We start from the raw sequence: 23,389 nt of genomic DNA, 5'->3' as shown, positions 1-23,389 counted from the left end.
AAATTTGCAACCCTCGCCCGGCACACGACAGCATTACTTCTCTCTAACATGCAGGAACTTCTTTACCGGCGGCGGGTTCGTGACCAGGGAGAGCCCCTGGGAAACGGGGGGAACGCCGGAAATCGGGGTCGCCAGACGCCGCAAATTGTACCGTGGGTTCGAGTTGCCGAAGGCGGACTGCAACGATATCTGCGAGAAGGCCCCGGTGGAAACCTGTATCAGGGCTTTTCCCTGCATGGCTGCGGAAGGCGGCGTGCCGCCGGTATCGTAGCGCACCGCCCATATCAGGGTATCGCCGCCGAATTTGCACACATCGCCGCTTGGCTTCAAGGTGGTGAAAAACACCGCTCCGGCGGCACTGGCAATAGGGTCGGTAATCACCCGTTCGGCATTGATGGAGTTGGTGCTGTCGGCCGCGTCCAGGTTGATGTACCACCCTGGAGCGGTCTTACTGATGGTCGTGTTCGGCGCAGATGAGCTTGTGCCGGATTGATTCACCAGCCCTGATGGTGACGAATCGGTGCAGGTGGGATCGATATCATTGTCCGTTCCACCAGTGATGTTGCCGAGCCCGGTTCTGGCGTACCGGTTCGCGGTACTGTAGCAGGGCTCCTTGATGCCGTACAGGGTCCGTTGCCCAATACCGTCGTCGCCCTTGAAGAAATAACGGCCGGTTCCAAAATACAGCCAGAGGTTTTTGTTGCTGCGATCCTGCAGCTTGGTCACCGAAGTGGTAACAGGGCCGATACCATTGCTGATAAGGGACGAGGCGACCCAGGTGCTGGGATCGGTGTTTTCCTTGGTCACCAATCGTATCACGCCGCCATTGGTCCAGGTGCCGTCGCTGGCCTGTTGCACATATCCGATGTAGACGGCGTCATCGCTGTACCATCCGGTGGATGCCGAATTCCACCGATCGGTGTCGATGACGCCGGTGGACAGGGAACCGGCAAACGCGTTAGCCGGCAGAGTCGTATTATCGGCGAATTTGTCGATCGTCCGCACCAGGGCACCGGTTGCCAGATCAACCACAAAGATACGCAGTTGCTGATCAGACTGTCCCGTAAAGGTATGCTTTACCGTATCAATGTATCCAGTGGGACCCGAGGCGAACACGGCAAACCAGCGGCCGTTTTTTGTATGGTCAGGTGCAGTCGTGTCCGTCACGCCGTTCGACGCCTTGACCTTTCCCGCAATGCGGACAAATGCCGGTCCGGTCGTGGAAAAGCCAAGTTGACCGACGGCGGAGGTCGTGCCGGGGAACTCCCACAGGTACGTGGGGGTGGCAGGGTTGGTCACGTCGAGAGCAAAGTAGGAGGAATACCCAACCCCGGTAGCGGCGGTTGTCCCCTTGATGGGCGTTTTGACACTGTCTGTCGGAGCGTTGTAGGCCGGGTCTCCGTTCCATTTGGCCGCGCCGCCATACCCCATTCCCCCAACCAGCACGGTCTTCCAGGTAGAACCGTCCGTACTCTTGACGCAATCCCAATAGTTCGCGGACGAGGAGCATGTTGACGGTTTGATGACGCTCGCATCAATGAGCGATGGCGACTTGTCCACATAATAGATATGGCAATAAGCCGGATCCTTGAGGTAGGGCAGATAGGGCAATGCCTGTTTCGGGATAAAACTCCACTCTTCCCGGCCCAGATTGCTGCTGCTGGTAGCCGGACTGCCGGAATAATAAAACTGCGCCTTGTCGAATCTGCCGCTCAACTCCTTGAGAATCCCCAGGCGGAAGGCATGCAGCATCCCGTCGTTGCTGCCGGCGAACACCATCCCCCGATTCTGGTAGGTAGACGATTTAAGAAAGGCGGCATAGGTCTGGTCGTTATAGCCGTTGGGAACGGTGAGGTTGTAGGAGTTCTGGCTCACCGTGGAAACCACCTTGGGGGTGGATGTCACGATATCGCCGAGCTTCCAGACACGGTAACAGCTATCGGTGGAGGTGGGTTCCAGATTGGTGCTGCTGACGCCGCAATTATCGATGCTGACCTTGCGGTTGCGGTAGCGGGTGCCGTCGCTATCCGCGCTTTGGTCACTGCCGTTGATGTAGTCGATCACCTTGCCGGTCTTGGTGACGTCGGACATGCCGAGCAACGACAGGATGGTACTCTTATTCTGAAGCGCCGGATTGTAGGCAGAGGTCAGAGTGGTGAACTTGGTCAAGCTATTGCTATTGAAGATGTCCAGGGAAGAATCATCCGTGTGCGTATAGAGCAGCCGCGGGTCGCTGGTGGGGTTCCTGGTCCACAAGGTTTTCCCGGCCTTCCATAAACTGCTGATCGTATCGGGGTCCACAACGACGTCCGGCGTCGCCGAATCAGGCGTGCCGTCGCCATTCGCGTCGCTGTACAGCTGCACCAGGGTCTTGTTCTGGGATGAATCGAAATAAAACTGGGCAATCCTGTCATCCTTCAGGTTCAATTTATAATCTTTATTGGTATCTTCCCTGATGGAAGTCGTCTGGAGGAATGGATCCAGGTAATACCACATATTATAAAGCTCGCCGATCCAGTAACCCGACGTCCCGTTGTCGAAGTCCTTGCGCGGAAAGAAGACCGCTTGGATCAGGCTGGCGCCGCTCCCCTGGCTGTTGTTGAGGATCGACGCCGCCGTACCCGAGGCGACCCGCGCCAGAATGGAATCGAGTGCCTTGCGTAGTTGCTCCTCCATCTTGCTCGGGTCGGTCACCAGGAAGTAGTTGTCCGGGGTGCCGTTCCCCACGGTATCCCATTCGTTGCAGCGGGTATTGCGCGTGTTCGAGCCGCGGGTGGCGGGGTCGCAGGTGGCATCGGTATATGGCAGTCCGGTCCCCTCCGAGTCCTTGAACCCGCCGTACTTGGCCGCGTACCAGAGGGGCGGTTTGGGCAGTGAAACGGTTGCGGAGCTTGCATGGAAGGTCATGGACTGGGAGGTCGTGGGCAATGGGGTAGTGGTGTTGGCCCACGACGACCCGGAAGGTGGGGATGCGGTATGCTGGACGATCATGTAGGCGCCGGAGCTGTCTCCCACTCCGGCGATGGTGAAACCAAATGCGTCGGGATTACCGGCTGACGAATAGACCCGTTTGACCTGCACCCATACCTGATCGCCCGTAGGGTTTGCCGCCGCACAGTTCGAGTTGGTCGCTCCAGAGGCGCAGACCGTGTATTCGGCCAGTACGTCCAGGTCATAATCGGTCCCTCCCAAATCGTCAAAGGAGGTGTTGAACTTGACATACTTGAGGTTATTGGAAGAGTCGTACTCGGTATCGAGGACATAGTAACCGACTGTTGCCATGGGTGGGCAACTGGAGGTGGTAGAGCCGGATTTCGCGTCGATGCTCAGATTCGACACAAGCTTCCCTGCGGCGTCAGTCACTCGTGCAACGTTAAAGTTTGTATTGGATGTGGTGCAGTTCCAACCGTAACTGTTGGACACCGACTTGCCGTAGGGCATAATCAGGGCCTGCGTGTTGGCTGCTGTCGTCACCTTGATCTCAGGTACGTTGGAGGTAAAGGCCACCACATAGGTCAGCGCATTCGGGGTACTGGTGTTGCTCAGTAGGGAGTTGTGGCCGTACAGGGCCACGGCGGCGGGGTAATAGGACCCTTTCAAATCCCCCTCGGCCGGGCAGAGCCCGCGGATGGCCCCCATGCCGCTGACGCTGACATCTTTACTGTCGCAACGGCCGGATGTATCGGTCCCCGACTCCCCCACTACCATTTTGTTCAGTGTTGTGCCATTCATGTTTTCGTTGTTCCAGATACGATTGGCCAGTGTCTGGACGTTCAGGTTGGGGAGGTCCCCGCTAAAGCTGCTGTTGAAGGCCGATCCGGGTAACTGGTCGTCGTCGAAGCTGTTGTAGACGTCGGAAAAGACCAGGTTGAAACGCATGGAGCAGGCGGGATACAGGGTCGCCGGCGTGTCCCAGTCCGGCTGGGATGAATAGTTGCCGTTATCTCCGTTCGAACCATTGGAGATGCCCGCAACAAAGTCGGAGGTGGGGGTGCCCTTGCCGGCCCAGTAGCGCATCCCTTCGTACAGTATCTCGCCGATGGGGTTGCCCCACTGGGTGTTCAGCGGATAGCTCGACTGGGCCTTGAACTGCTCGATGGACTTGATGAGCAGCCCCTTGCCGCTGCTGGCGGAGGTCTGGAACTGGCCGTTGCTCTGGTTGGTCTCCTCGTTGATGCTGTAGATGTCCTTTCTAATATACCCGCCCGCCTTGGGGTTCTGGTACGACCCGGCGATCATGCCGAAGAACATGTTGGCCGCATTGACGCACTGCCCCTTGCCGATGGAGGAGCAGCTGCTGTCGCTGGTGCAGGCGGTGTACATGTCCTTGCTGCAGACCTTGGCGCTGTTGGCGGTCTCACCGTAAAGCTGCATCAGCCCCACCGAACGGTAGTTGGTGCCGTAGGCCTTGCAGTGCTTCGCCTCCCAGTTGGCGTCGGTGATGAAGCCGGAGGCAGGATCGCAGACCTTGACCGAGACGTTGTACTTGGTCAGTCCCGTTAGAGTGGCGGACTCGGCTTGCCCGTCGCCATTCAGATCGATGGCGTTGTCGGAGCAGATATTGCTGTTACCGTCCACGTTGACCCAATTCCAGGCCCGCAAGCCGCCCGTAACCGTCACTCCCGACACTGCGGTGGCATCGGGGATCACCTTCAACTGCGAGATGTTGTTGCCGCCGACCGTGGTCCCGTTGACGCAGAACAGGGCGCGATTGCTGCCTCCGGAGGGGAATAGTTTAGAGGCGTCGCTCCCCAGGTACTCCTTGCCCCAGATGTGGCCGTCCTGGGGAATATATTCGCCGCTGATCACATCGTAGGCGTTCCCCTGATTGTCCGAGGTGCGGTAGCCGCCATAGATCACCAGCTTGATGACATCGGCCCGGGACATGGTGGCCCAGTTGAGGAAGTTGCCGCTCCACATGCCGGCGTTGGTGCCGGTGCAGTACTTTTGGGCGTCAACCTCGCCGTAGGGTTCGAAGCGGCCGCCGGAACTATTGTAGTTGTAGCACTTGTGGGAGTCGAAATAGCCGTAGTAATCGTAGGAGTGGGTGTACCCGGTTTCGAGTTGGCCGTCGCCGTCGATATCCGAGGCGTCGTTATAGGCAGGATAGTAGAATTTGTGGTCCTTGCCCATGGTGAACAGCACCTGGGGGGGGACATAACCGGCCAGGAACGGTGGCTGCACGCAGTAATCCGACATGCTCGGGGTATAGGTCGTCTGGCTGGAAGCCGCGTGCAGCGGAGTCCCCTCCCCCCAAAATGCCAGCAGCAACGCAGCTAAAACCAACCCAGGCATGTCCAGTCTACATTTCATGGTAACTCCTCCCACAGTGCTCCTGCGTCTTGCCGTTTTCTACATGCGTTCCAGCAAACTTTTCAACGTCACGGCATCCCGAATGCCGACCACCACCGAGCCATCGGGAAACACGATGGTGGGTGTGCCGGTAAGGCCATGGGCATAGGCAAAGCCCATGACGGCATCAAGCTGCGCCTTGCCTTCGTCACCAACCGGTTGCGGCAGGTCTTTCCCTGCGAAGGCAGCATCCAGCAGTTCCCTGCTCTTACGTCCCAGGATGACCCGCGCCTTGTCATAGGCTCCCTCATGTATCGGCAGGGGGAAGAGCATGACACGTATCGACAGGTCGGGGGCCAGCTTCTCCAACTTCTTCAGCTCGCCATGCAGGTTGCGGCAATAGGGGCAGTCGGGATCAGTAAAGACGTAGAGACGTTTTGCGCCGTCGGGGTTGCCGAGGTTCAAGGCATACTGGTCCGGGATGGAAACCGGGTTGATGGTTGCAATCTTCTTGGGCTGCAAGGCCGGGGTGCCGTGGGATGCAACGGGTTCAAACGTATCCAGGCCGAGGACCAATCCCTGTATCAGGAACTTCTTGCCATAATCGAGATACACGATCCCTTCTCGACCGTCTTTTTCCACAAGCAGTTCGAACATGCCGCGATTGGGCGCCTGCTTGACGGATTTGACCGTCCCGCCCCCTTTTTTCAGGAGTTGGGTGGCCTCCGCCGGAGAGAGGGTGTGACACGAGGTGCAATCGCCACGAACAGCGCTTTCATGTGCCCACACCAACGTGGGGGACGACAGCAGCAACAGTGTACCTATCGCAATACAATTTTTTAAGCTCATGCGTTAGCCTATTTTTCTTCCAGCATTTTCTTCAACGTCTCCGCATCCCTGCCCCCAACCAAGATCTTGCCGTCCGGCAGGACCAGCGTGGGGGTGCCGGAAATGCCGTTGGCATTGCCGAACTTGATATTGGCATCCACCTGGGCCTTGCTGGCGTCTTTCGTCGGTTTGGGAACTTCTTTCCCTGCAAAGGCCTTGTCCAGCACATCGAGGCTCTTTACCTCCAGAATCGCCCGCGCCTTGTCGTAGGCGCCCGGATGCATGGCCAGCGGGAACGGGACGATGTAAATCGCCACGTCCGACGTTGTTTTGGCGAGCGTCTTCAGTTCAGCATGAAACTTGCGGCAGTAGGGGCAGTCCGGGTCGGTGAAGACGTACAACTTCTTGGCGCCCGTGGGGTTGCCCATGACAATCGCGTTTTCCAGGGGAACGGTCTTGGTATCGAGAGAGGTCACCTGTTTTTGCTGGGACTGCTCCGGCACGTGGGCCGAGACCGGCTGCAGGGTTGTCAGGTCGATGATGAGCCCCTGCATGAGGCGTTTCTTGGCGTAGTCGATATAGACGACGCCCTGCCTGCCGTCCTTTTCCATCAAGACTTCGAACATCCCCTTTATGGGGGCGGGTTTGACGGACTTTACCGTCCCGCCGGCCCCTTTGAGAAGTTCCGCAGCCTCCGTAATCGAAAACGTGTGGCATGATGTGCAGTCACTGCCATGGCCCACGTTATCCATGGCGAATAACGGAGAGGTACAAAGGGTGACAAGTGCGGCAGCGAAAAACAATATCTTGAACATAATGCTTCCTTTCGGGGGATGTAGCGATTATCAAGCAAAATAAGTGCCTTAAATTACAAGCCGGCAACATGCTGTTTTTAATGAGTTTTACAAATCGAGTCGCTCTAACTCCGCATTTTTTTCATACCTGTTCGGTCGTCCGCCGACCAGCTACGCAATTTTTGCTCACTCAATCCCGAACTCTTTGAGCTTGTACAGCAGCGAACGGTGGCTGATTTCCAGGATGACGGCGGCCTTGGTGCGGTTGCCGCCGGTCTTGATCAATGCCTTGCGAATAAGGTCCCGCTCCAGGGCGTCTTCAGCCTTCTTGATGGAGAGATTTTCGTCCGGCAGGTGTACTTCGGAGGTTCCCATCCCGCCCCGAAGCCTGGGAGGCAGGCACTCGGCGGTAATCGCATCGCCGACGCGGAGGATGGTGGCGCGTTCGATGACGTTTTCCAGTTCGCGGACATTGCCGGGCCAGTCGTATGCGGTCAAGAGCCGCATGGTCTCCGAAACGATCCTGACCGGCGCGGCGCCGTCGCCGGCCCCGTATTTGGCAATAAAATGTTCCGCCAGGAGGGGAATGTCCTCGATCCGCTCCCTGAGCGGCGGCAGGGTGATGCTGAAGACGTTCAGCCGGAAGTAGAGATCTTCCCGGAAACGCCCGGAGCGCACATCCGCTTCCAGGTCCCGCGACGTGGCCGAGACGACCCGTACATTGACCTTGCGGGATGCGGCAGCCCCCACCCGGCGGATCTCCTCCTCCTGGAGCACGCGCAGCAGCTTGACCTGCAAAGCCTGCGGCATCTCGCCGATCTCGTCGAGGAAGAGGGTCCCATTGTCGGCCTGTTCGAACAGGCCGGCCTTGTCGCCTGCCGCGTCGGTGAAGGCCCCCCGCACATGGCCGAACAGTTCGCTTTCCAGCAGGTTTTCGGGGATGGCGCCGCAGTTGACCGCCACGAACGGTCCCTGCGCCCTGTTCCCGCACTTGTGGATGGCGCTTGCCACCAGCTCCTTGCCGGTGCCGGACTCCCCCAGAATCAGTACAGTGGTCTTGAGGTCGCCAATCCTGCCGATCTGGGAGAATATCTCCTGCATGGCCGGATTGCGGCTGATGATGCCGCAGAAACCGTCCTTGCCGGCCACGACCTCACGCAGCCGCTGGTTTTCCGATTTGAGGCGTTCCCGTTCCTCGGCCTTCTTCAACACCATCACGATCTCGTCTTTTTTGAACGGCTTGGAGATGAAATCGTAGGCCCCCATCTTCATGCATGCGACCGCCGTGTCCACCGTCCCATAGGCGGACATCATGATGAACGGCGAGGCGATGCCCGCCTCCAACGCCCGGGCCAGGAGGGTCTTGCCGTCCATTTCCGGCATGCGGATATCGCAGAGGACGAAATCGTACGTAGCCGACTGGAGACGTTCCAACCCGGCGACGCCGTTGGCTGCCGTGTCGGCCAGATACCCCTGGCGGGTCAGCATGACCGAGAGCATGTGACGCAGGTTTTCTTCGTCGTCGATGACCAGGATACGTTTGGGGCTGTCGGTCATGGGGCGTCTTCCGCAACCTGGGCGGGAAGCCAGACGGTAAAGCAACTCCCGGTGCCCGGCACGCTCTTCACGGTGATTCTGCCTCCGAAGGCCTCGACGATGCGCGCCGATATGGCCAGTCCCAGGCCGGTCCCCTTTCCGGGCGCTTTGGTGGTGAAAAAGGGATCGAAGATACGTGCAAGGTGCTCCTCCGGTATGCCGCCGCCGCTGTCCATAACATCCAGCCGCAGACAGCAGGCGGCATGGCGGAGGAATGACGGGCAGGCGTCCCGCTTGGCCCGAATGGCCAGCTTCCCGCCATCCGGCATGGCGTCGCGACTGTTGAGAATCAGGTTGATCAGCACCTGCTGGAGCTGGTGAGGGTCGACCAGCGCCATGGGGAGATGCTCGTCCAACTGGGTGGAGACCTTGATGCGCTTGAACGCCCCTTGCTGCGCCAGCAATTCGAGGGATGCGGTAACCAGCGGGCTGAGGTCGCACGCCTCGACGGCGCTGCCGCGGGGCCGGGCAAAATCTAGGAGCCCCCGCACAATGCGGTCGATGCGGCTGCAATCCCCGGAGATGCGCTGCGCGTAATCCTGAACGGCGGAATTATGCGACTGTTCGCCGGAAAGCAGTTCCGCGTATCCCATGATGGATGCCAGCGGTGTGCCGATCTCGTGGGCCATCCCGGCCGCCAACAGTCCGATGGAGGCCATCTTTTCGGTGTGAATCGCCTCTTCCCGGGCTTGACGCAACTCCTCGTTGGCCTTTTCGAGAGCAGCCACATGTTCGGAAACCAGTCGTTCCTTGCTGAGCAGGGCGCGGGACATGCCGTTAAACGATTCGGCCAGGCGGACGAGTTCCGCGCTGCCGGAAACATGGACCTGCTGGCTGTAATGGCCGCCGGTGATCTTTTCCGTGGCGGCCAGCAGGCTGTTGATCGGTTTCACGACGATCCTCGACAGGATATAGGAACCGAAGCCCAAAAGGAGGATGAAGTCGATAACGAAATAGGTCATGAAGAGCTTCTGCGAACGGTGCAGACGTTCGTTTTCCGCAGTGAGCGACAGCACGATCCCCGCCCTGCCGACGGTGACGCCGTTTCGTATCACCGGAATGACGCGGGCGACAGCTCCCCCACCCTGCAGGACAGCGCCCCGTTCCAGAGACAGGGGGGAGCCGCTGAAGGGGAGGTAGATATCGACCGATTCCTTGCCGGCGGTAAAGATGACCTTCCCGTTGGCGTCGAGCAGGGAGAGCCGCATGAAGACGCCGTCGTCGGCCAGCTTTTGGGCGAATACGGCCGGAGGCGATGCGGGCAGGATCATCCCCTCCGGGAAGGTCGGCACCACATCGGGCAATTGGGCGGCAAAGGCGCTTAACAGCGTCCGTCCATAGTCACCCTTTTGGGAATAGAGATCGTTGGCGGAGGTTTTGAAGGCCAGCGTGCTGAAGAGCAGCCACGCCAACAGCAACATGCAGGTCAGAAAGGCAAGAATGGATACCGTCAGGCTGAGCCGGGCCGAGCGCACCGTTTATCCCCTCACGGCGCTACCCACGTGGAGATACCACTGGATAAGCCGACCGCCGTAGAAGATGTACAATACCGCGCCAAAGGCCAGATAGGGGCCAAAGGGGATGGCCAGCTTGGAATCCTTCTTCAGGATCAGCATCATGGCTATCCCTACCACCGATCCGACCAGGGAACTGGCAAAGATGATGAATGGAACGGCTTTCCACCCCAGAAAGGCGCCCATCATGGCCAACAGCTTGATATCGCCCCCCCCCATGCCTTCCTTGCCGGTCAGCCACTGATAGCAGGAGGCTACCAGCAACAGGCTGCCCCCCCCCAGGAGAATGCCCACCAGGGAGCCGACCCAGGTCTGCCACGGCAGGAAGAAGGAGAAGATGAAGCCGATCACGATCCCGGGCAGAGAGATTTCGTCCGGGATAATCTGATGCTCGATATCGATGAAGGTGATCACCACCAGGGCGCTGCAGAAGAGAAACAGCGCCAGGAAACTGAGGGAAAGCCCAAATCGCCAGAACAGGGCCAGGGTCAGGAGGCCGTTAAGCAGTTCCACCAGCGGGTACTGCAGCGAGATGTGCGCCCCGCAACCGCGGCATCTGCCCCGAAGCCACAGGTAGCTCAGAAGCGGAATATTGTCGAACCAGCGGATGCGGTACTTGCAGAGGGGGCAGTGGGACGGAGGAAAAACCACCGACTCGTTCCTGGGCATGCGGCTGATGCAGACGTTCAGGAATGAGCCGACGACCAGACCGAATGCGAAGATAAACAGAGTGAGGACAAGGAGAGGGGGCATCATTCACGACCTGTCTGAAAATGGATGGCTATCTGCTGCTTCAGGAACGCTTCGATCTCGGCGGCGGTGGCAAAGGAAAAACAGGCGTTGGCAATCTCCGCGGCGCGCTCCCTGCTGCAACGGCGCACCATCTGCTTGACCCGGGGAATCGACGTGGCATTCATGGAAAGTTCGTCAAAACCGAGCCCGAGCAGGATCGGCAGAAAGAGCGGGTCTCCGGCCATCTCCCCGCAGATGCACGCCGGTATGCCTGCCCGGTGGGCCGCCTCGACCACCCGCCGCAGAGAACGGAGCACGGCCGGATGCAACGGCTGGTACATGGGGGCCAACTGTTCGTTGGAACGATCGACGGCAAGGGAGTATTGGATGAGATCATTGGTGCCGACGCTGAAAAAATCAGCCTCCCGCGCCAGCAGGTCGGCCAGGGTCACTGCCGAGGGAATCTCGACCATGATGCCTGCTTGGATATCCCCGTCAAAGGGGATGCCGGCCGTTGCAAGCTCTTCTTTGGCTTCATCCAGCAAGGCCCGCGCGCGGCGCAACTCATCCAGTCCGGAGATCATGGGGAACATGATGCGGGTAGGGCCGTTGATGCTTACCCGCAGGATGGCCCGCAACTGTTTTTTGAACTCATCAGGCATGGCCAGCGCCAACCTGATGGCGCGCATCCCCATGGCGGGGTTCTGCTCCACACTGAGCGGGATTCCGGCCAGCAGCTTGTCGCCGCCGGCATCCAGCGTCCGGATGGTAAGCGGATGGGGGGCGACAGCCTGTTGCATGGCGCTATAGATGCGGTACTGCTCGTCCTCTTCCGGCATCTCCAGCCGATTCATGAAGAGCATCTCGGTGCGGTACAGTCCGACCCCCTCGCCCCCATGGCTGAGCACGAAAGCGCCCTCTTCCGGCACCTCCACATTGCCCTTGAGTTCAATACGATGACCATCGAGCGTCAGGGAGGGCAATGCGGCGCTCTTGAGCAATGCCTGTTCATCGTACTCATAGCGCTGCTTCAACTTGAGGTAACGCCGAAAGGTCGCCTGGTCGGGGTTCAGGATCAGGGTCCCGCTGCTGCCGTCGAGAATGGCCGGGGCATGGTCGTAGGCCAGATCGGCAACATCGTCGATGCCCGCCACTGCGGGCAACCGGAAGGCGCGGGCAAGAATTGCGGCATGGGTCGTTCGGCCGCCGGCCTCCGTGACCATGCCGATGATGCGCGTCTTGTCCATTTGCAGGACATCGGCAGGCATAAGATCATGGGCGACGACGATGGTCTGGCCATGCTCCGCAGAGATCGGCGCCTGCACCTGGCCGGTCATGGTACGGAGGATTCTTTCGACGACCGCTTCGACGTCGCTGATCCGTTCCCGCAGGTAGGCATCCTCTATGCCGGCAAAAAATTCCCGGTACTTGTGGAGGGTGCGGCGCAAGGCCCCTTCGGCATTGATTCGCGCGCTTTCGATGATTGCCGCCGACTCGCTGAACAGACGATCATCGGACATGATCAACAGGTGGGTTTCGATAAAAATGAGGTGGTCGGAGCCGGCATTTTCGGCGAGTCGCGTCCTGATCGCTTCAAGCTCGGAGCGGGTTTGCTCGATGGCGCTCCGCAGGCGCTCGATCTCGGCATCGATGCACTCGTGTTCAACCGAATAGGCTTCTACCGCCGGGCTTTGGCGGTCAACGACCTGCAACCGTCCGACCGCAATGCCGGGAGACATTGCGATGCCGGAAAACAGGCGCATGTCATTCTTCACCGAAGCCATTGGCGATCAGGTCTCCCATGGTTTGCAGGGCCTCTTCCTCGTCGTCGCCGGTCGCGCTCAGGCGGACCGTCGTCCCCTTTGAAGCGGCCAGCATCATGATCCCCATGATGCTCTTGCCGTTTACCTCGATCCCTTCCTTTTCCAGCCGAATCTCCGAGACGAACCGGCTGGCCGTCTTGACGAACAGGGCCGAAGCGCGGGCATGCAGGCCGAGCTTGTTGACTATCGTACATTCCTTGTGGAGCATGGCGTAGTTATGACCTCGTGGGAGCGCGCTGCTCCGAATATGGGCGAAGAATCCGGTGCCGCTATTTTTTCAGGAACTCGCCGGCAACGATGATGCCTTCGCGACCGCACCGCTGAAGTTCGGCCGCCAGTTCGGGAATACCCATACGGGAACGTTTTGCACAGAATTCAATGATCATGGGCAGGTTGACGCCGGTCAGCACTTCGACGGCGCCGTCTTTCAAAAAAGACATGGCCATATTGGAGGGGGTCCCGCCAAACAGATCCGTCATGATGACGGCACCTTCTCCGCTCACCTTTTCCACCGCGGCAACCACCTTGGCCATGATCGGCTCGGAACGTTCGTCAGCCGCGACCTCGACCTTTTCGCAGGCGTCGATCCGGCCCACGATCATCTCTGCCGTATTCAGCAACGCCTCAGCCAAGCCCGCATGAGTTACAAGAACCAGTCCTGTCATTGTTGTCCCTTTTCAATATCTCTGTGAGTAATACGCACTGCGGGAAAATTGCGGCGCAGGTGTTCCGCCGTTGCTTCGGCAATGGCAACCGAACGATGACGCCCCCCCGTACATCCGATGGAGATGGTCAGGTATGCCTTCCCCTCCCTCTGATAGGCCGGTATCAGCATATTTACCAGCGGGAAAAAGGAGTCGATGAAGCCTTTTGTCTCCGGCAGTCCCATGACATAGTCCCGCACCTCAGGATCAAGCCCCGACAGATTCTTCATCTCCGGGACGAAGAACGGGTTGGGGAGAAACCGCACATCCATGACAATGCTCGACTCCATAGGAATGCCGTAGCGAAAACCGAAGGATTGGACATCCACGACAAACGGGCTCTCCCCCTCCTCGCCCCTGACGATCCTCAGAACGAAATCCCTGAGTTGATGGACGTTGAATTCCGAGGTGTCGATAATCTTGGAGGCCATCTGACGCAGCCCGGAAAGCTGTTCACGCTCGATGCGGATCCCTTCGCTGACCGAACAATGTTCGGCGGCGGGATGGCGACGACGGGTTTCGGAAAAACGCCGGACCAGGGTCTCATCGAGGGCATCGAAGAAGAATATATCGATGCTGTGACCGGCATTACGGATTTTCTGAAAAGAACTTTCGTAGCCTTTGATAAATTCACGGCCGCGGATGTCGGCGACCAGGACGATCCCCTTGAAGGTCTCGCCCGATTTCTCGATCAGGTCGACAAAACGCTTGAAGAGGCGCACCGGCAGATTGTCGATGCAATAGAAGCCCTCGTCCTCCAGGGCCCTGACCGCCGTGGACTTTCCCGAGCCGGACATGCCGGTTATCACAATGATGCGCATGGCCTACTCCACCTCGTTGCCCAAGGGGCGCAGTTCAATCCGCGACATGAGCCGTTCCTGAAAATCCCGCGCAGAATGATACCCCATTCCCTTGAGCAGGAAGTTACGGGCAGCCACTTCGATGATTGATCCCAGGTTGCGTCCCGGCCTGACCGGTATGCAGATATGGGGGATATCGACCCCCAGAATGGTTTTCCGGCGATCATCCAGGCCAAGGCGGTCGTATTCCTGGTTGGGGTCCCACTCGACCAGTTCCAGCACCATGTCGATGATCTTTTTTTCACGGATGGACGAAACGCCGTAAAGGTCTTTGATATTGATGATGCCCAGTCCGCGAATCTCCATCAGGTGCTGGATGGCCTCTTCGGCCAAGCCGACGAGGGCCGCCGGCACCTTCTTCTTGATAAAGACCATATCGTCGGCCACCAACCGATGCCCACGGATCACCAGATCAAGGGCGCACTCGCTTTTACCGATGCCGCTCTTGCCGGTCAGCAGGATACCGACTCCCAGCACGTCGACCAGCACACCGTGCAGGTGGGTGGTGGGGAGCAGGCGTTCTTCGAGAAACTTGGTGATCAGCGAGATGAAGGTCGAGGATTGATGAGGGGTGCTGAGGACCGGTATGGCGGCATTGTCTGCTGTCTCCAGCAGACAATGTGGGGGCAGCAGCCCCTTGGTGATGATAAAAGAGGAGATCGGAAATGCGCAGAGCGTCTTGATACTCTCCGCAGCCAGACGGTCGTCGACCTGATTGAGGTAGGAAATTTCGGTATTGCCGAGCACCTGAATCCGCTCGGGATGCAGGTGCTCGGTGTAACCGCTCAGGGCAAGGCCGGGTTTCTGGATGCGCGGGCTGTAGATCCGGTTCCCCATCCCCGCTTGGCCGGCAAGCAGTTTCAGGCCCAGACCGTACTCGCTGTCATCCAGTATTTCCTGTATGGAAAGGCTGATTCCGTCCAATTGCATCTCCAGCGCGCCTGTCCGGCAATTACGCCCGTTGAGGCTCGATCAGGCCGAAGTTGCCGTCTTTGCGACGATAGAGAACGTTGATTTCGCTGTTGGTCGAGTCGGTAAAAACGATGAAATCCTTATTGAGCAGATCCATCTGCATGACCGCTTCCTCCACCGACATCGGCTTGGCCGTTTCCGTTTTGGCCTTGATGACGACCGGCTCGCCGCTGGCTTCAATACTCTCGGCCTGGAACACCTTCTTGGTCAGTTGACGGCCACGTTCGTCGGTAGCGGGTTTGTGGGTCTTGATCTTTTCCTTGTAGCGCTTGAGCTGGCGCTCCATTTTGTCGATTACGGCATCGATGGCGGCGTACATGTCGTTGGTCGCCTCGGAGGCCTTGCTGCTGACGCCTTTGGCGTTTATGACGATCTCCACGATGTGGCGGATCTTCTTTTCAACCGTAAAAAACACCTGGGCGGTGATCGGTCCGTCGATATATTTGGTAACCCGTTCAAGCTTTTCCTCGGCATACGATTTGAGGGCATCGCTCTGTTCCATGTGCCTGAATGTCGTTGATACCTGCATACCTTCCTCCTCGTGTATCGTGTAGTTGAGTGGTGCCTCGGACTTTGAGGTTTAGAAATGCCGCTTTCGCTCAGATGAGGAGCCGATCCTCAAAAGTTCGCGGTACTTGGTGACCGTGCGCCGGGCGATGTTGACGGTCTGCCCGGAAAGCAGCTCGGCGATTTTCTGATCTGAGAGCGGCTTACGCGGATCCTCCTTTTCTATAATCTCCTTGATGCGGTTTTTGACACTCTCCGAAGCGACGAAATCCCCCTCGCTGGTCGAAAGGCCGCTGTTGAAGAAATATTTCAGTTCAAACAACCCCTGGGGGGTCTGCATATATTTGTTGGTGGTGACCCGGCTGATCGTGGATTCGTGCATGCCGATATCGTCGGCCACATCCCGCAGCACCAGAGGGCGCAGGAATTCGATGCCCCGGTCGAGAAATTCGCGCTGGAACCTGATGATACTCTTGGCGACCTTGTAGATGGTGCGCTGGCGCTGCTGAATGCTTTTGATCAACCACATGGCCGAGCGGACCTTTTCGTTGATATACTCCTCGGCCCGGGAATCGACCCCGGCGCTGCCCTTCACCTCGGTGTAATAGGGGCTCAGGCGGAGACTGGGCAGCCCTTCTTCATTCAGCATGACCACATATTCTTCGCCTACCTTGTAGACGAAGATATCCGCCGAGATGTACTGCACGTCCTCGGAGCCGTAAATCCTGCCCGGGCGTGGGTCGAAGCCGGCAATGATCTTGGCCGCCATCAGCACCTGATTGAGATCGACCCCCAGGTCCCGGGCGATCTGCTTGTACTTGCGGGTTTCCAGGTCGTTCAGGTGGTCGAGCAGCACCCGCTCGACGACGCTCCCCTCCATCCCCAGAAAGCGGGCCTGGATCAGGAGGCATTCCCTCAGATCGCGGGCGCCGACGCCGGTCGGGTCGAACTCCTTGATGCGCTCCAGAACCGACAGCACCTTTTCGGAATCGCAGTTGCAGACCTGGGCTATCTCCTCCACCGCGGCGCGCAGGTAGCCGCTCTCGTCGATATTGCCGATGATCTCTTCGCCGACCTGGACCTCGGCATCCGAAAAGGGCCCCATATGGAGCTGCCAGAGCAGGTGGTCGTTCAGGGTCCCCTTGCGGGTCAGCATGCTCTCGAATGACGGACGGTCGTCCTCCCCGCTGTACTGCTCGCCGGAACTGTAGTTGTAGCCGTCCAGATAGCTGTCCCAGTCCCGCAGGGTATCTTCGCCGGTTTCTACCTCATGGAATTCCTCGCCGGCCTGTTCCGGTTCGCTCTCCTTCTCTTCAAGCTCCAGAGATTCGGGTTCGCGGACCTCCTCGGCCTCGACGCTTTCTTCCAGAAGCGGATTTTCCTCCAACTCCAGGCGCACGACATCCTGAAGCTCCAAGCGGGTCAACTGGAGCAACTTGATGGCTTGCTGCAACTGGGGCGTCATCACCAGTTGCTGGGTCATCTTCAGTTGTTGGCGCATCTCCATTGCCATGCCGCTTCTACCTCGAACAGGATGTGATGATCAGTGCGTACGCACCGAATCTGCAAACAAGAACCCGTGTATTTGTGCCGTCCATCAGAGGCGGAAATCGTCTCCGAGATAGATTTCCCGCGCTTTGCGGCTGGACGCGATGTCGTCAGGCGAACCGAATTCCAATACCTCGCCGCCGCTCAATATGTATGCCTCATCGCAGACCCCCAAGGTCTCACGTACGTTGTGGTCCGAGATGAGCACGCCGATGTTGCGTTCCTTGAGCGACACGATCAGGTTCTGAATGTCGGCGACAGCAATGGGATCGATGCCGGCAAAGGGCTCGTCCAGCAGAATAAAGGCCGGGTTTGTGATCAGAGCCCGGGCAATCTCCACCCGCCGCCGCTCGCCCCCGGAGAGGGCGTATCCTTTCGCGCCGGCGATATGGCCGATCCCGAATTCATCCAGCAGTTCCGCCATGCGACGCTTGCGGCTATCGCGATCCGGTTCGACCGTTTCCAGTATCGCCAAGAGATTGTCGGCCACGGAGAGCTTGCGAAAGACCGACGCCTCCTGGGGAAGGTAGCTGATGCCCCGGCGAGCCCTTTGATACATGGGCAGCCCCGTGATTTCGTCGTCGCCCAGAAAGACCTGACCGCCATCGGGCCGGGCAAGGCCGACCACCATGTAGAAGGTTGTGGTTTTGCCGGCGCCGTTCGGCCCCAACAGCCCGACCACCCTGCCCGCCTGGATGGAGAGGTCCACCCCCTTGACCACCTGGCGACCGCCGTAGTTCTTGAGCAGACCACGGGTCCAGAGCCGGAGAGGATCAGCGTGTGCCGGCATTGCCTTTTTTGGCCGTCGGATGAATGACCACCTCCACCGGACGGCCGGCTCCACTTGAGACCTCGCTGCGGTCTTCGTCAATGAAATAGGTAATGATATTACCCGACATGGTATCGGCTCCCTGCATGATTTTGGGGTTGCCGGTCAAGGTGATGCGCCCCAGTTTGCTTTCATAGACCGCATGGGTGGCGGTCCCGATACGGTTTTCCTGGACGATGCGCACATTGCCGTTTGCTTCGATCTTTTCGACGTCGTTCTTCTTGTCGCCGTAATTGATGATGAGCCGGTCGGCATAGATGGTGATATCCCCCTGCTTTGCCACGACCTTGCCGCTGAAGATCGCTGTTTTGCCTTTGTTGTCGGCGGCCAGTTCATTGGCTTTGATCGCAATGGGCAGACTCGACCGGTCCTTGTGGGCGGCGGCAAAAACGGTGGCCAGCGGGAGCATCATGCTGACAACGATTATAAATAATAATGGTTTTATTTTCATCTTATTCATCTATGGCTCTTCGAGCCGGCCACGCCGGCATCAACATCCTTGAGGAATCGGGCTTTCTGACTCTTTACGTCCAGCTCCATCCCCCGTGCGGTGAGGGTCAGACGCTGTTGCCGGAACGCCACCTTGTCCGATGTCCTGAACAGAGAGCGCGCCGCCACGTAGTCAACGGTCTCGGTATCGAATATGACCCCGGTCTCCGTTACCACATGCACTTTGCCGCGCAAAGCGACGTTTCGGCTTTTGTTGAAATAGGTTCCGTGTGCCGCCGTCACCGTAATGGCCCCGGCTGTGGCCGTCCGGGCAAACTCCATGCGGATGTCGGACAGGTTGGCGACATCGCCGTTTTTGTCATACTCGGCCTGCTTGGCCACCAGCTCCCAGACAGCCGTACCCTCGCGCACCTCGTAAAAGCGTGCGCTGTGTATGGCCATGTCGATGTTCTGGGGGAGTTGCCGCGAGACCGGCTCCGGTAGGGCCGCCTGGTGTGAGCCTTTCAGGGTGATGGCGGCCACAATGCCGATAATCGCCGTTACGACAAGAATAGCCAGTGCCAACCTGATGTTTCCGGGCGATACCATATCGGCGTATACTATACCATCGGCCGGCAGGGCTGTCCAGCAAAAGGTACGCCATGCTTGTTTTTTGGCACAAAGATTGAATAATCAGCACAAATCATAACGCGCCGTGACCTCGCCCCACTTGCCGCACCCCTTGAGAATCAGGTCGCACACCTCGCGCACCGCCCCCCGCCCACCGTCGCGGGACGCAACGTAATGTGCCGCATCCTTTGCCTCGGCAAGGGCATCATGGGGCGCAGCGGCGAATGCGACGCGCCGCATGACCGGCACATCGATGACGTCGTCCCCCATGTACGCGATCTGGCTGTCGGCGAGTCCGGTCTTCCGTTTGACGTCTTCGTAGCTTTCCAATTTCTTCAGGGCTCCCTGATAGACCAACTCGATCCCCAACTCCTGGGCGCGAACGGTTACCACGGCAGAAGAACGCCCGGTAATGATCCCCACCTCGATGCCGGCACGCTGCAGCATCTTGATGCCGTGTCCGTCCTTTACGTTGAAAACCTTGGTTTCAAGGCCGTTGCCATCGTAGATGATGCCGCCGTCCGTCATGACGCCGTCGACATCGAGGAGCAGGAGCTTGATTGTCGTGAGACGCACGTCCATGTTATGCGATACCCGCCCTGAGGATGTCGTGCAGATGGATGATGCCGCAGGGAACGCTCGCCTGTTCGTCGTCAAAGACGAACAGCGAGGTGATGGAACAGCGTTCCATGACCTGCAACGCGGCCGCGGCCAACTCCTGACGCATGATGTGTTTGGGATTGAGCTTCATGATCTCGGCAGCCTGCTTGCCGAGAATGTCATAGCCGTGTTCCAGAGCCCGGCGGAGATCGCCGTCGGTAATAACCCCCTTGAGCGCCCCCCCCTCACCGGTCACGCCGGTCACCCCCAGCCCCTTGGCGGTGATGACGAACAGGGCGTCTTTCATCAGCGTATGCTCGGAGACGAGCGGTATCGCCTCGCCGCCATGCATGAGATCCTCGACACGCAACAGCAGCTTCTTGCCCAACGAACCTCCGGGATGAAAGATGGCGAAATCCTCGGCGCGAAAGCCGCGCTTCACCAGAAGGGCCACTGCCAGCGCATCGCCCATGGCCAGGGTGGCGGTGGTGGATGCCGTCGGTGCGAGCCCCAAGGGGCAAGCCTCTTCCCTGACCGAAACATCCAGGAAAACATCGCTGCTGCGCGCCAGGGCAGAAGCAGGGTTACCGCTCATGGAAATCAGGTGGGCGCCGATCCTCTTGATGGCCGGCAGGATGCGCAGCACCTCTTCGGTCTCCCCGCTATTGGAGATGGCGATCACCACGTCGCCGGTCATAATCATCCCCAGATCGCCGTGAATCCCCTCGGCGGGGTGGAGGAAAAAGGCCGGCGTGCCGGTGGAGGCCATGGTGGAGGCGATCTTTTGCCCGACCAGTCCCGATTTACCCATGCCGCTGACGACCACACGCCCCTTGCAGGCCAATATCAGTTCGACCGCCGCCTCGAAGGCGCCGCCGATTCTTTCCGCCATGGCCAGCAGGGCTTCGGCTTCCGTCCGTATCACCCACTTGGCTTTTTCTAAAATCATTTCGAGTCCCGCCTGTGTCGTATAGTGTGCCGGACATGTTTCAGTCAAGCGAAGCAGTACATACCTAAAATCAGAAAAAATAGCAACCTTTGATGAGGCGGCCGCCGTTCCCGGCAGCCACGGACTTGGCGCCAGCGTTCTGATTTTTCTTTGAACCAACGGACGCTTGGGGGTACAATACCATAAAAAACATAACGCCAGACCAGGATACGCTTTCAGACATGAATATTCTTCTCCATACCTGCTGCGGGCCGTGCGCCCTCTATCCGCTGCACAGGCTGCGCGCCGCCGCCCATACCGTCACCGGTTTTTTCTTCAATCACAACATCCACCCCTACCAGGAATACGTCCGACGGCGTGAAGCGGCGCAACAGATGGCCGATAGCGAAGCCATGCCGCTCATGGTCCGGGATGAGTACGATCTTGAGGGATTTTTGGCTAATGTCGCCGCAGAGCCGGAGAAGCGGTGCAGCTACTGCTACGCCTCGCGCCTGAGGGCCGCCGCGGCGGCCGCTTCCGGGCACGGCTTTGAGGCATTCACCTCATCGCTTTTGTATAGCCGCTACCAGCGGCACGAGGAGATCAGGGAGCTTGGGGAACAGGCGGGCAGAGAGTTCGGCGTAGCTTTTTTTTATGAGGATTTCCGCACCGGCTGGCAGGAAGGGATCAGATTGTCGAAGGAAATGGGGCTGTACCGCCAGCAATATTGCGGCTGCATCTACAGCGAAAAGGAACGCTACGCCCCGCGGGAGAAACGGCCATGAACGGCTTGGGGCGGCCCTTGATCATCATGGGGCTCATCCTGGTGGCGGCGGGCCTTGTGCTCTCTTTTGCCCCGCGCATACCGTGGCTGGGGAGGCTTCCCGGAGACATCGCCATCAAGCGGGAACATTTCAGCTTCTATTTCCCCCTCGCCACCAGCCTCCTGATTTCCGCCGTCGTATCCCTCATCCTCTGGCTTATCAGAAAATAGGAATATGCGCGGCGTAGACGCAAAACGGTTCCGTATACCACAAAAAAAGCCCGTGTTTCCACGGGCTTTTTCAGCAACTTTGCCTCAATGCCGATTAGGCATGGATAGCATTCACGGGACAGGTATCCACGCAAGCGCCACAGTCAATACAGGTATCGGCGTCGATTGCACGCTTGGCCCCCTGTTCGCTGATGGCGTTCACCGGACAGGAATCCTCACATGCGCCGCAATTGGTGCAATCGTCGGTAATGGTATGAGCCACGGTTTCACCTCCTTGTAAGATTGGCCTTCCTTACGGAAAACATTTTTATGTATACCATGTTGCCAATCAGTTGTCTAGTCAAGAATACGGGACCCCCTCATTGTGGATTTTTACAAAATGTGTTGAATTCAAAACGGCACTACGGTATATATCAAAAACAGTTTTATTTTAGCAGGTTATTTTAGCAAGAGTGTTCTTTTTTACCGATATTATAAAACTATCTCCGTTTATTCGAGGGAGGACACCATGATTATAATGGCGCTGAACTGCGGGAGTTCCTCAGTGAAGTACCAGCTCTTCGACTGGGAGCGCAAGGAGATCGTGGCAAAAGGCATGGTGGAGAGGGTCATCATCGGCGATTCGTTCATCATGCACGAGGTTCCCGGTCGCGAGACCCACCATTACGAGCAGGACTGCCCCAACCACCAGGCCGCCATCGACCTTGTCATCAAGACAGTCACCGACCCGGTCACCGGCGTGTTGAAGAGCGTGGCGGAGATCTCGGCCGTCGGCCACCGCGTGGTGCATGGCGGCGAGAAATTCACCTGCTCGGTGATGATCGACGGCAAGGTCCTTGATGCGGTCAAGGAGGTCCAGCATCTGGCCCCGCTCCATAATCCGCCCAATATCGAGGGGATCGAGGCGGCCCAGGCGCTCATGCCGACCATCCCCCACGTGGCCATTTTCGATACCGCATTCCACCAGACCATGCCGGAGTACGCCTATATCTACCCGCTGCCCTACGAGTGGTACGAGAAGTACCAGGTCCGGCGCTACGGCTTCCACGGCACCTCGCACCTGTATGTATCCAAACGCGCGGCCGTTCTCCTGGGCAAGTCCCCCAAAGAATGCAACATCATTACCATGCACATCGGCAACGGCGTTTCCCACTGCGCCATCAAAAACGGCATTTCAGTAGACACCACCATGGGGCTCACCCCGCTGGAAGGCGCCGTCATGGGGACGCGCTGCGGCGATATCGACCCGGCGATTCCCGCCTTCATGATGCAAAAGGAAAACCTGTCCGCCAAGGAGATCGACAGCATCCTCAACAAAAAGAGCGGCGTCATGGGCATCACCGGGCGATTCACCGACCGCCGGGATGTGATCGAGCACGCCCAGGCCGGCGACCTCCGGTGCCAGCTGTCCCTGGAGATAGAGGCCTATCGCCTGAAGAAATATATCGGCGCGTTCATGTCGGTCGTGGGCCGGCTGGATGCCGTGGTATTCACCGCCGGCGTCGGCGAGATGGGCGCCCCGATCCGCGAGAAGGCCATCGAGGGGCTGGAGCACTTGGGCATCATCCTGGACAGGGAACGCAACAGAAACGCCATGACCCGCAAGCGGGAGTCCCTGATCACCACGGACGATTCGCCGGTCAAGGTCTTCGTGATCCCCACCGACGAGGAATTGGTCTTCACCGAGGATGTGGTGGCCATCCTGAACGGTACCTATACCGATCACATGCACTTCGAATACTCGTTCGGCAAACAGGACTTTGTCCGAAAATAGCGCGGCAGCCTTCCCCCCTGTCATGAAAAAACCGG

The 23,389-nt window shown here is 58.5% G+C and carries 22 protein-coding genes; 3 read left to right on the top strand and 19 right to left on the bottom strand.

Annotated elements, in window-relative coordinates:
• Nucleotides 1-33: 33 nt before the first annotated feature.
• The 18 genes from F6V30_RS12085 to F6V30_RS12000 all read right to left on the bottom strand — a co-directional run bounded on the left by F6V30_RS12085 (nt 34) and on the right by F6V30_RS12000 (nt 20,607).
• Nucleotides 34-5,313: a pilus assembly protein gene (locus F6V30_RS12085; RefSeq protein ID WP_151157207.1), complete on the bottom strand. Its 5,280-nt coding sequence runs from the start codon at nt 5,311-5,313 to the stop codon at nt 34-36.
• A gap of 39 nt (nt 5,314-5,352) precedes the next feature.
• Nucleotides 5,353-6,105 carry a DsbC family protein gene (locus tag F6V30_RS12080; RefSeq protein WP_191965674.1) on the bottom strand — a complete coding sequence of 251 codons (753 nt, stop codon included), beginning with the start codon at nt 6,103-6,105 and terminating at the stop codon, nt 5,353-5,355.
• A gap of 44 nt (nt 6,106-6,149) precedes the next feature.
• The gene (locus F6V30_RS12075; RefSeq protein WP_151157205.1) at nt 6,150-6,935 is read right to left on the bottom strand and encodes a DsbC family protein; all 786 of its coding nucleotides are present in this window, start codon (nt 6,933-6,935) and stop codon (nt 6,150-6,152) included.
• Nucleotides 6,936-7,100: 165 nt separating this feature from the next.
• Nucleotides 7,101-8,471, bottom strand: a complete 1,371-nt coding sequence (locus F6V30_RS12070) for a sigma-54-dependent transcriptional regulator (protein WP_151157204.1) — start codon at nt 8,469-8,471, stop codon at nt 7,101-7,103.
• Complete coding sequence (locus F6V30_RS12065; protein WP_151157203.1) at nt 8,468-9,985, bottom strand: sensor histidine kinase; 1,518 nt, start codon at nt 9,983-9,985, stop codon at nt 8,468-8,470. Before F6V30_RS12065 ends, F6V30_RS12070 begins: the two co-directional genes overlap by 4 nt.
• Nucleotides 9,986-9,988: 3 nt before the next feature.
• Nucleotides 9,989-10,780, bottom strand: a complete 792-nt coding sequence (locus F6V30_RS12060; protein WP_420850276.1) for a prepilin peptidase — start codon at nt 10,778-10,780, stop codon at nt 9,989-9,991.
• Nucleotides 10,777-12,540 (bottom strand): phosphoenolpyruvate--protein phosphotransferase, encoded by a 1,764-nt coding sequence (gene ptsP / locus F6V30_RS12055; protein ID WP_151157202.1) that lies wholly within the window; start codon nt 12,538-12,540, stop codon nt 10,777-10,779. The genes F6V30_RS12060 and ptsP overlap by 4 nt, the downstream gene beginning before the upstream one ends.
• On the bottom strand, nt 12,521-12,787 hold the full coding sequence (locus tag F6V30_RS12050) for an HPr family phosphocarrier protein (protein WP_151157201.1): 267 nt from the start codon (nt 12,785-12,787) through the stop codon (nt 12,521-12,523). The genes ptsP and F6V30_RS12050 overlap by 20 nt, the downstream gene beginning before the upstream one ends.
• Before the next feature lie 61 nt (nt 12,788-12,848).
• Complete coding sequence (locus tag F6V30_RS12045) at nt 12,849-13,244, bottom strand: PTS sugar transporter subunit IIA (RefSeq protein ID WP_151157200.1); 396 nt, start codon at nt 13,242-13,244, stop codon at nt 12,849-12,851.
• Nucleotides 13,241-14,104 (bottom strand): RNase adapter RapZ, encoded by an 864-nt coding sequence (gene rapZ, locus F6V30_RS12040; protein WP_151157199.1) that lies wholly within the window; start codon nt 14,102-14,104, stop codon nt 13,241-13,243. Before rapZ ends, F6V30_RS12045 begins: the two co-directional genes overlap by 4 nt.
• Before the next feature lie 3 nt (nt 14,105-14,107).
• Nucleotides 14,108-15,067 carry an HPr(Ser) kinase/phosphatase gene (gene hprK, locus F6V30_RS12035; protein WP_151157198.1) on the bottom strand — a complete coding sequence of 320 codons (960 nt, stop codon included), beginning with the start codon at nt 15,065-15,067 and terminating at the stop codon, nt 14,108-14,110.
• 28 nt (nt 15,068-15,095) lie between these two features.
• Complete coding sequence (hpf, locus tag F6V30_RS12030; protein WP_151157197.1) at nt 15,096-15,644, bottom strand: ribosome hibernation-promoting factor, HPF/YfiA family; 549 nt, start codon at nt 15,642-15,644, stop codon at nt 15,096-15,098.
• A gap of 51 nt (nt 15,645-15,695) precedes the next feature.
• Nucleotides 15,696-17,135 (bottom strand): RNA polymerase factor sigma-54, encoded by a 1,440-nt coding sequence (gene rpoN / locus F6V30_RS12025; RefSeq protein ID WP_151157196.1) that lies wholly within the window; start codon nt 17,133-17,135, stop codon nt 15,696-15,698.
• 84 nt (nt 17,136-17,219) lie between these two features.
• The gene (gene lptB, locus F6V30_RS12020; protein WP_151157195.1) at nt 17,220-17,960 is read right to left on the bottom strand and encodes an LPS export ABC transporter ATP-binding protein; all 741 of its coding nucleotides are present in this window, start codon (nt 17,958-17,960) and stop codon (nt 17,220-17,222) included.
• Complete coding sequence (lptA, locus tag F6V30_RS12015) at nt 17,944-18,459, bottom strand: lipopolysaccharide transport periplasmic protein LptA (RefSeq protein ID WP_151157194.1); 516 nt, start codon at nt 18,457-18,459, stop codon at nt 17,944-17,946. Before lptA ends, lptB begins: the two co-directional genes overlap by 17 nt.
• The gene (lptC, locus tag F6V30_RS12010) at nt 18,456-19,013 is read right to left on the bottom strand and encodes an LPS export ABC transporter periplasmic protein LptC (protein ID WP_191965673.1); all 558 of its coding nucleotides are present in this window, start codon (nt 19,011-19,013) and stop codon (nt 18,456-18,458) included. Before lptC ends, lptA begins: the two co-directional genes overlap by 4 nt.
• 108 nt (nt 19,014-19,121) lie before the next feature.
• Entirely contained in the window at nt 19,122-19,640 is a 519-nt protein-coding gene (locus F6V30_RS12005) for a KdsC family phosphatase (protein WP_151157192.1), read from the bottom strand.
• A 1-nt stretch (nt 19,641) separates the two neighbouring features.
• Nucleotides 19,642-20,607 (bottom strand): KpsF/GutQ family sugar-phosphate isomerase, encoded by a 966-nt coding sequence (locus tag F6V30_RS12000; protein ID WP_151157191.1) that lies wholly within the window; start codon nt 20,605-20,607, stop codon nt 19,642-19,644.
• A 221-nt stretch (nt 20,608-20,828) separates the two neighbouring features.
• Between F6V30_RS12000 and F6V30_RS11995 the strand changes: the two genes are divergently transcribed.
• Nucleotides 20,829-21,371 carry an epoxyqueuosine reductase QueH gene (locus F6V30_RS11995; RefSeq protein ID WP_151157190.1) on the top strand — a complete coding sequence of 181 codons (543 nt, stop codon included), beginning with the start codon at nt 20,829-20,831 and terminating at the stop codon, nt 21,369-21,371.
• Nucleotides 21,368-21,580: a DUF2905 domain-containing protein gene (locus F6V30_RS11990; protein ID WP_151157189.1), complete on the top strand. Its 213-nt coding sequence runs from the start codon at nt 21,368-21,370 to the stop codon at nt 21,578-21,580. The genes F6V30_RS11995 and F6V30_RS11990 overlap by 4 nt, the downstream gene beginning before the upstream one ends.
• 94 nt (nt 21,581-21,674) lie before the next feature.
• Here the strand turns inward: F6V30_RS11990 and F6V30_RS11985 are convergent, their stop codons facing one another.
• Nucleotides 21,675-21,842, bottom strand: coding sequence for a DUF362 domain-containing protein (locus F6V30_RS11985; protein ID WP_149305927.1), 168 nt, complete (start codon nt 21,840-21,842; stop codon nt 21,675-21,677).
• Nucleotides 21,843-22,088: 246 nt separating this feature from the next.
• On the opposite strand from F6V30_RS11985, the gene F6V30_RS11980 reads away from it, so the two are divergent.
• Nucleotides 22,089-23,354: an acetate kinase gene (locus tag F6V30_RS11980; RefSeq protein ID WP_151157188.1), complete on the top strand. Its 1,266-nt coding sequence runs from the start codon at nt 22,089-22,091 to the stop codon at nt 23,352-23,354.
• Nucleotides 23,355-23,389: the final 35 nt, after the last annotated feature.

Source organism: Oryzomonas sagensis, from assembly GCF_008802355.1.
Classification (GTDB): Bacteria; Desulfobacterota; Desulfuromonadia; order Geobacterales; family Pseudopelobacteraceae; genus Oryzomonas; species Oryzomonas sagensis.
The sequence above is the reverse complement of the archived record's forward strand: the minus strand, read 5'-3'. Positions and strand labels throughout refer to the sequence as shown.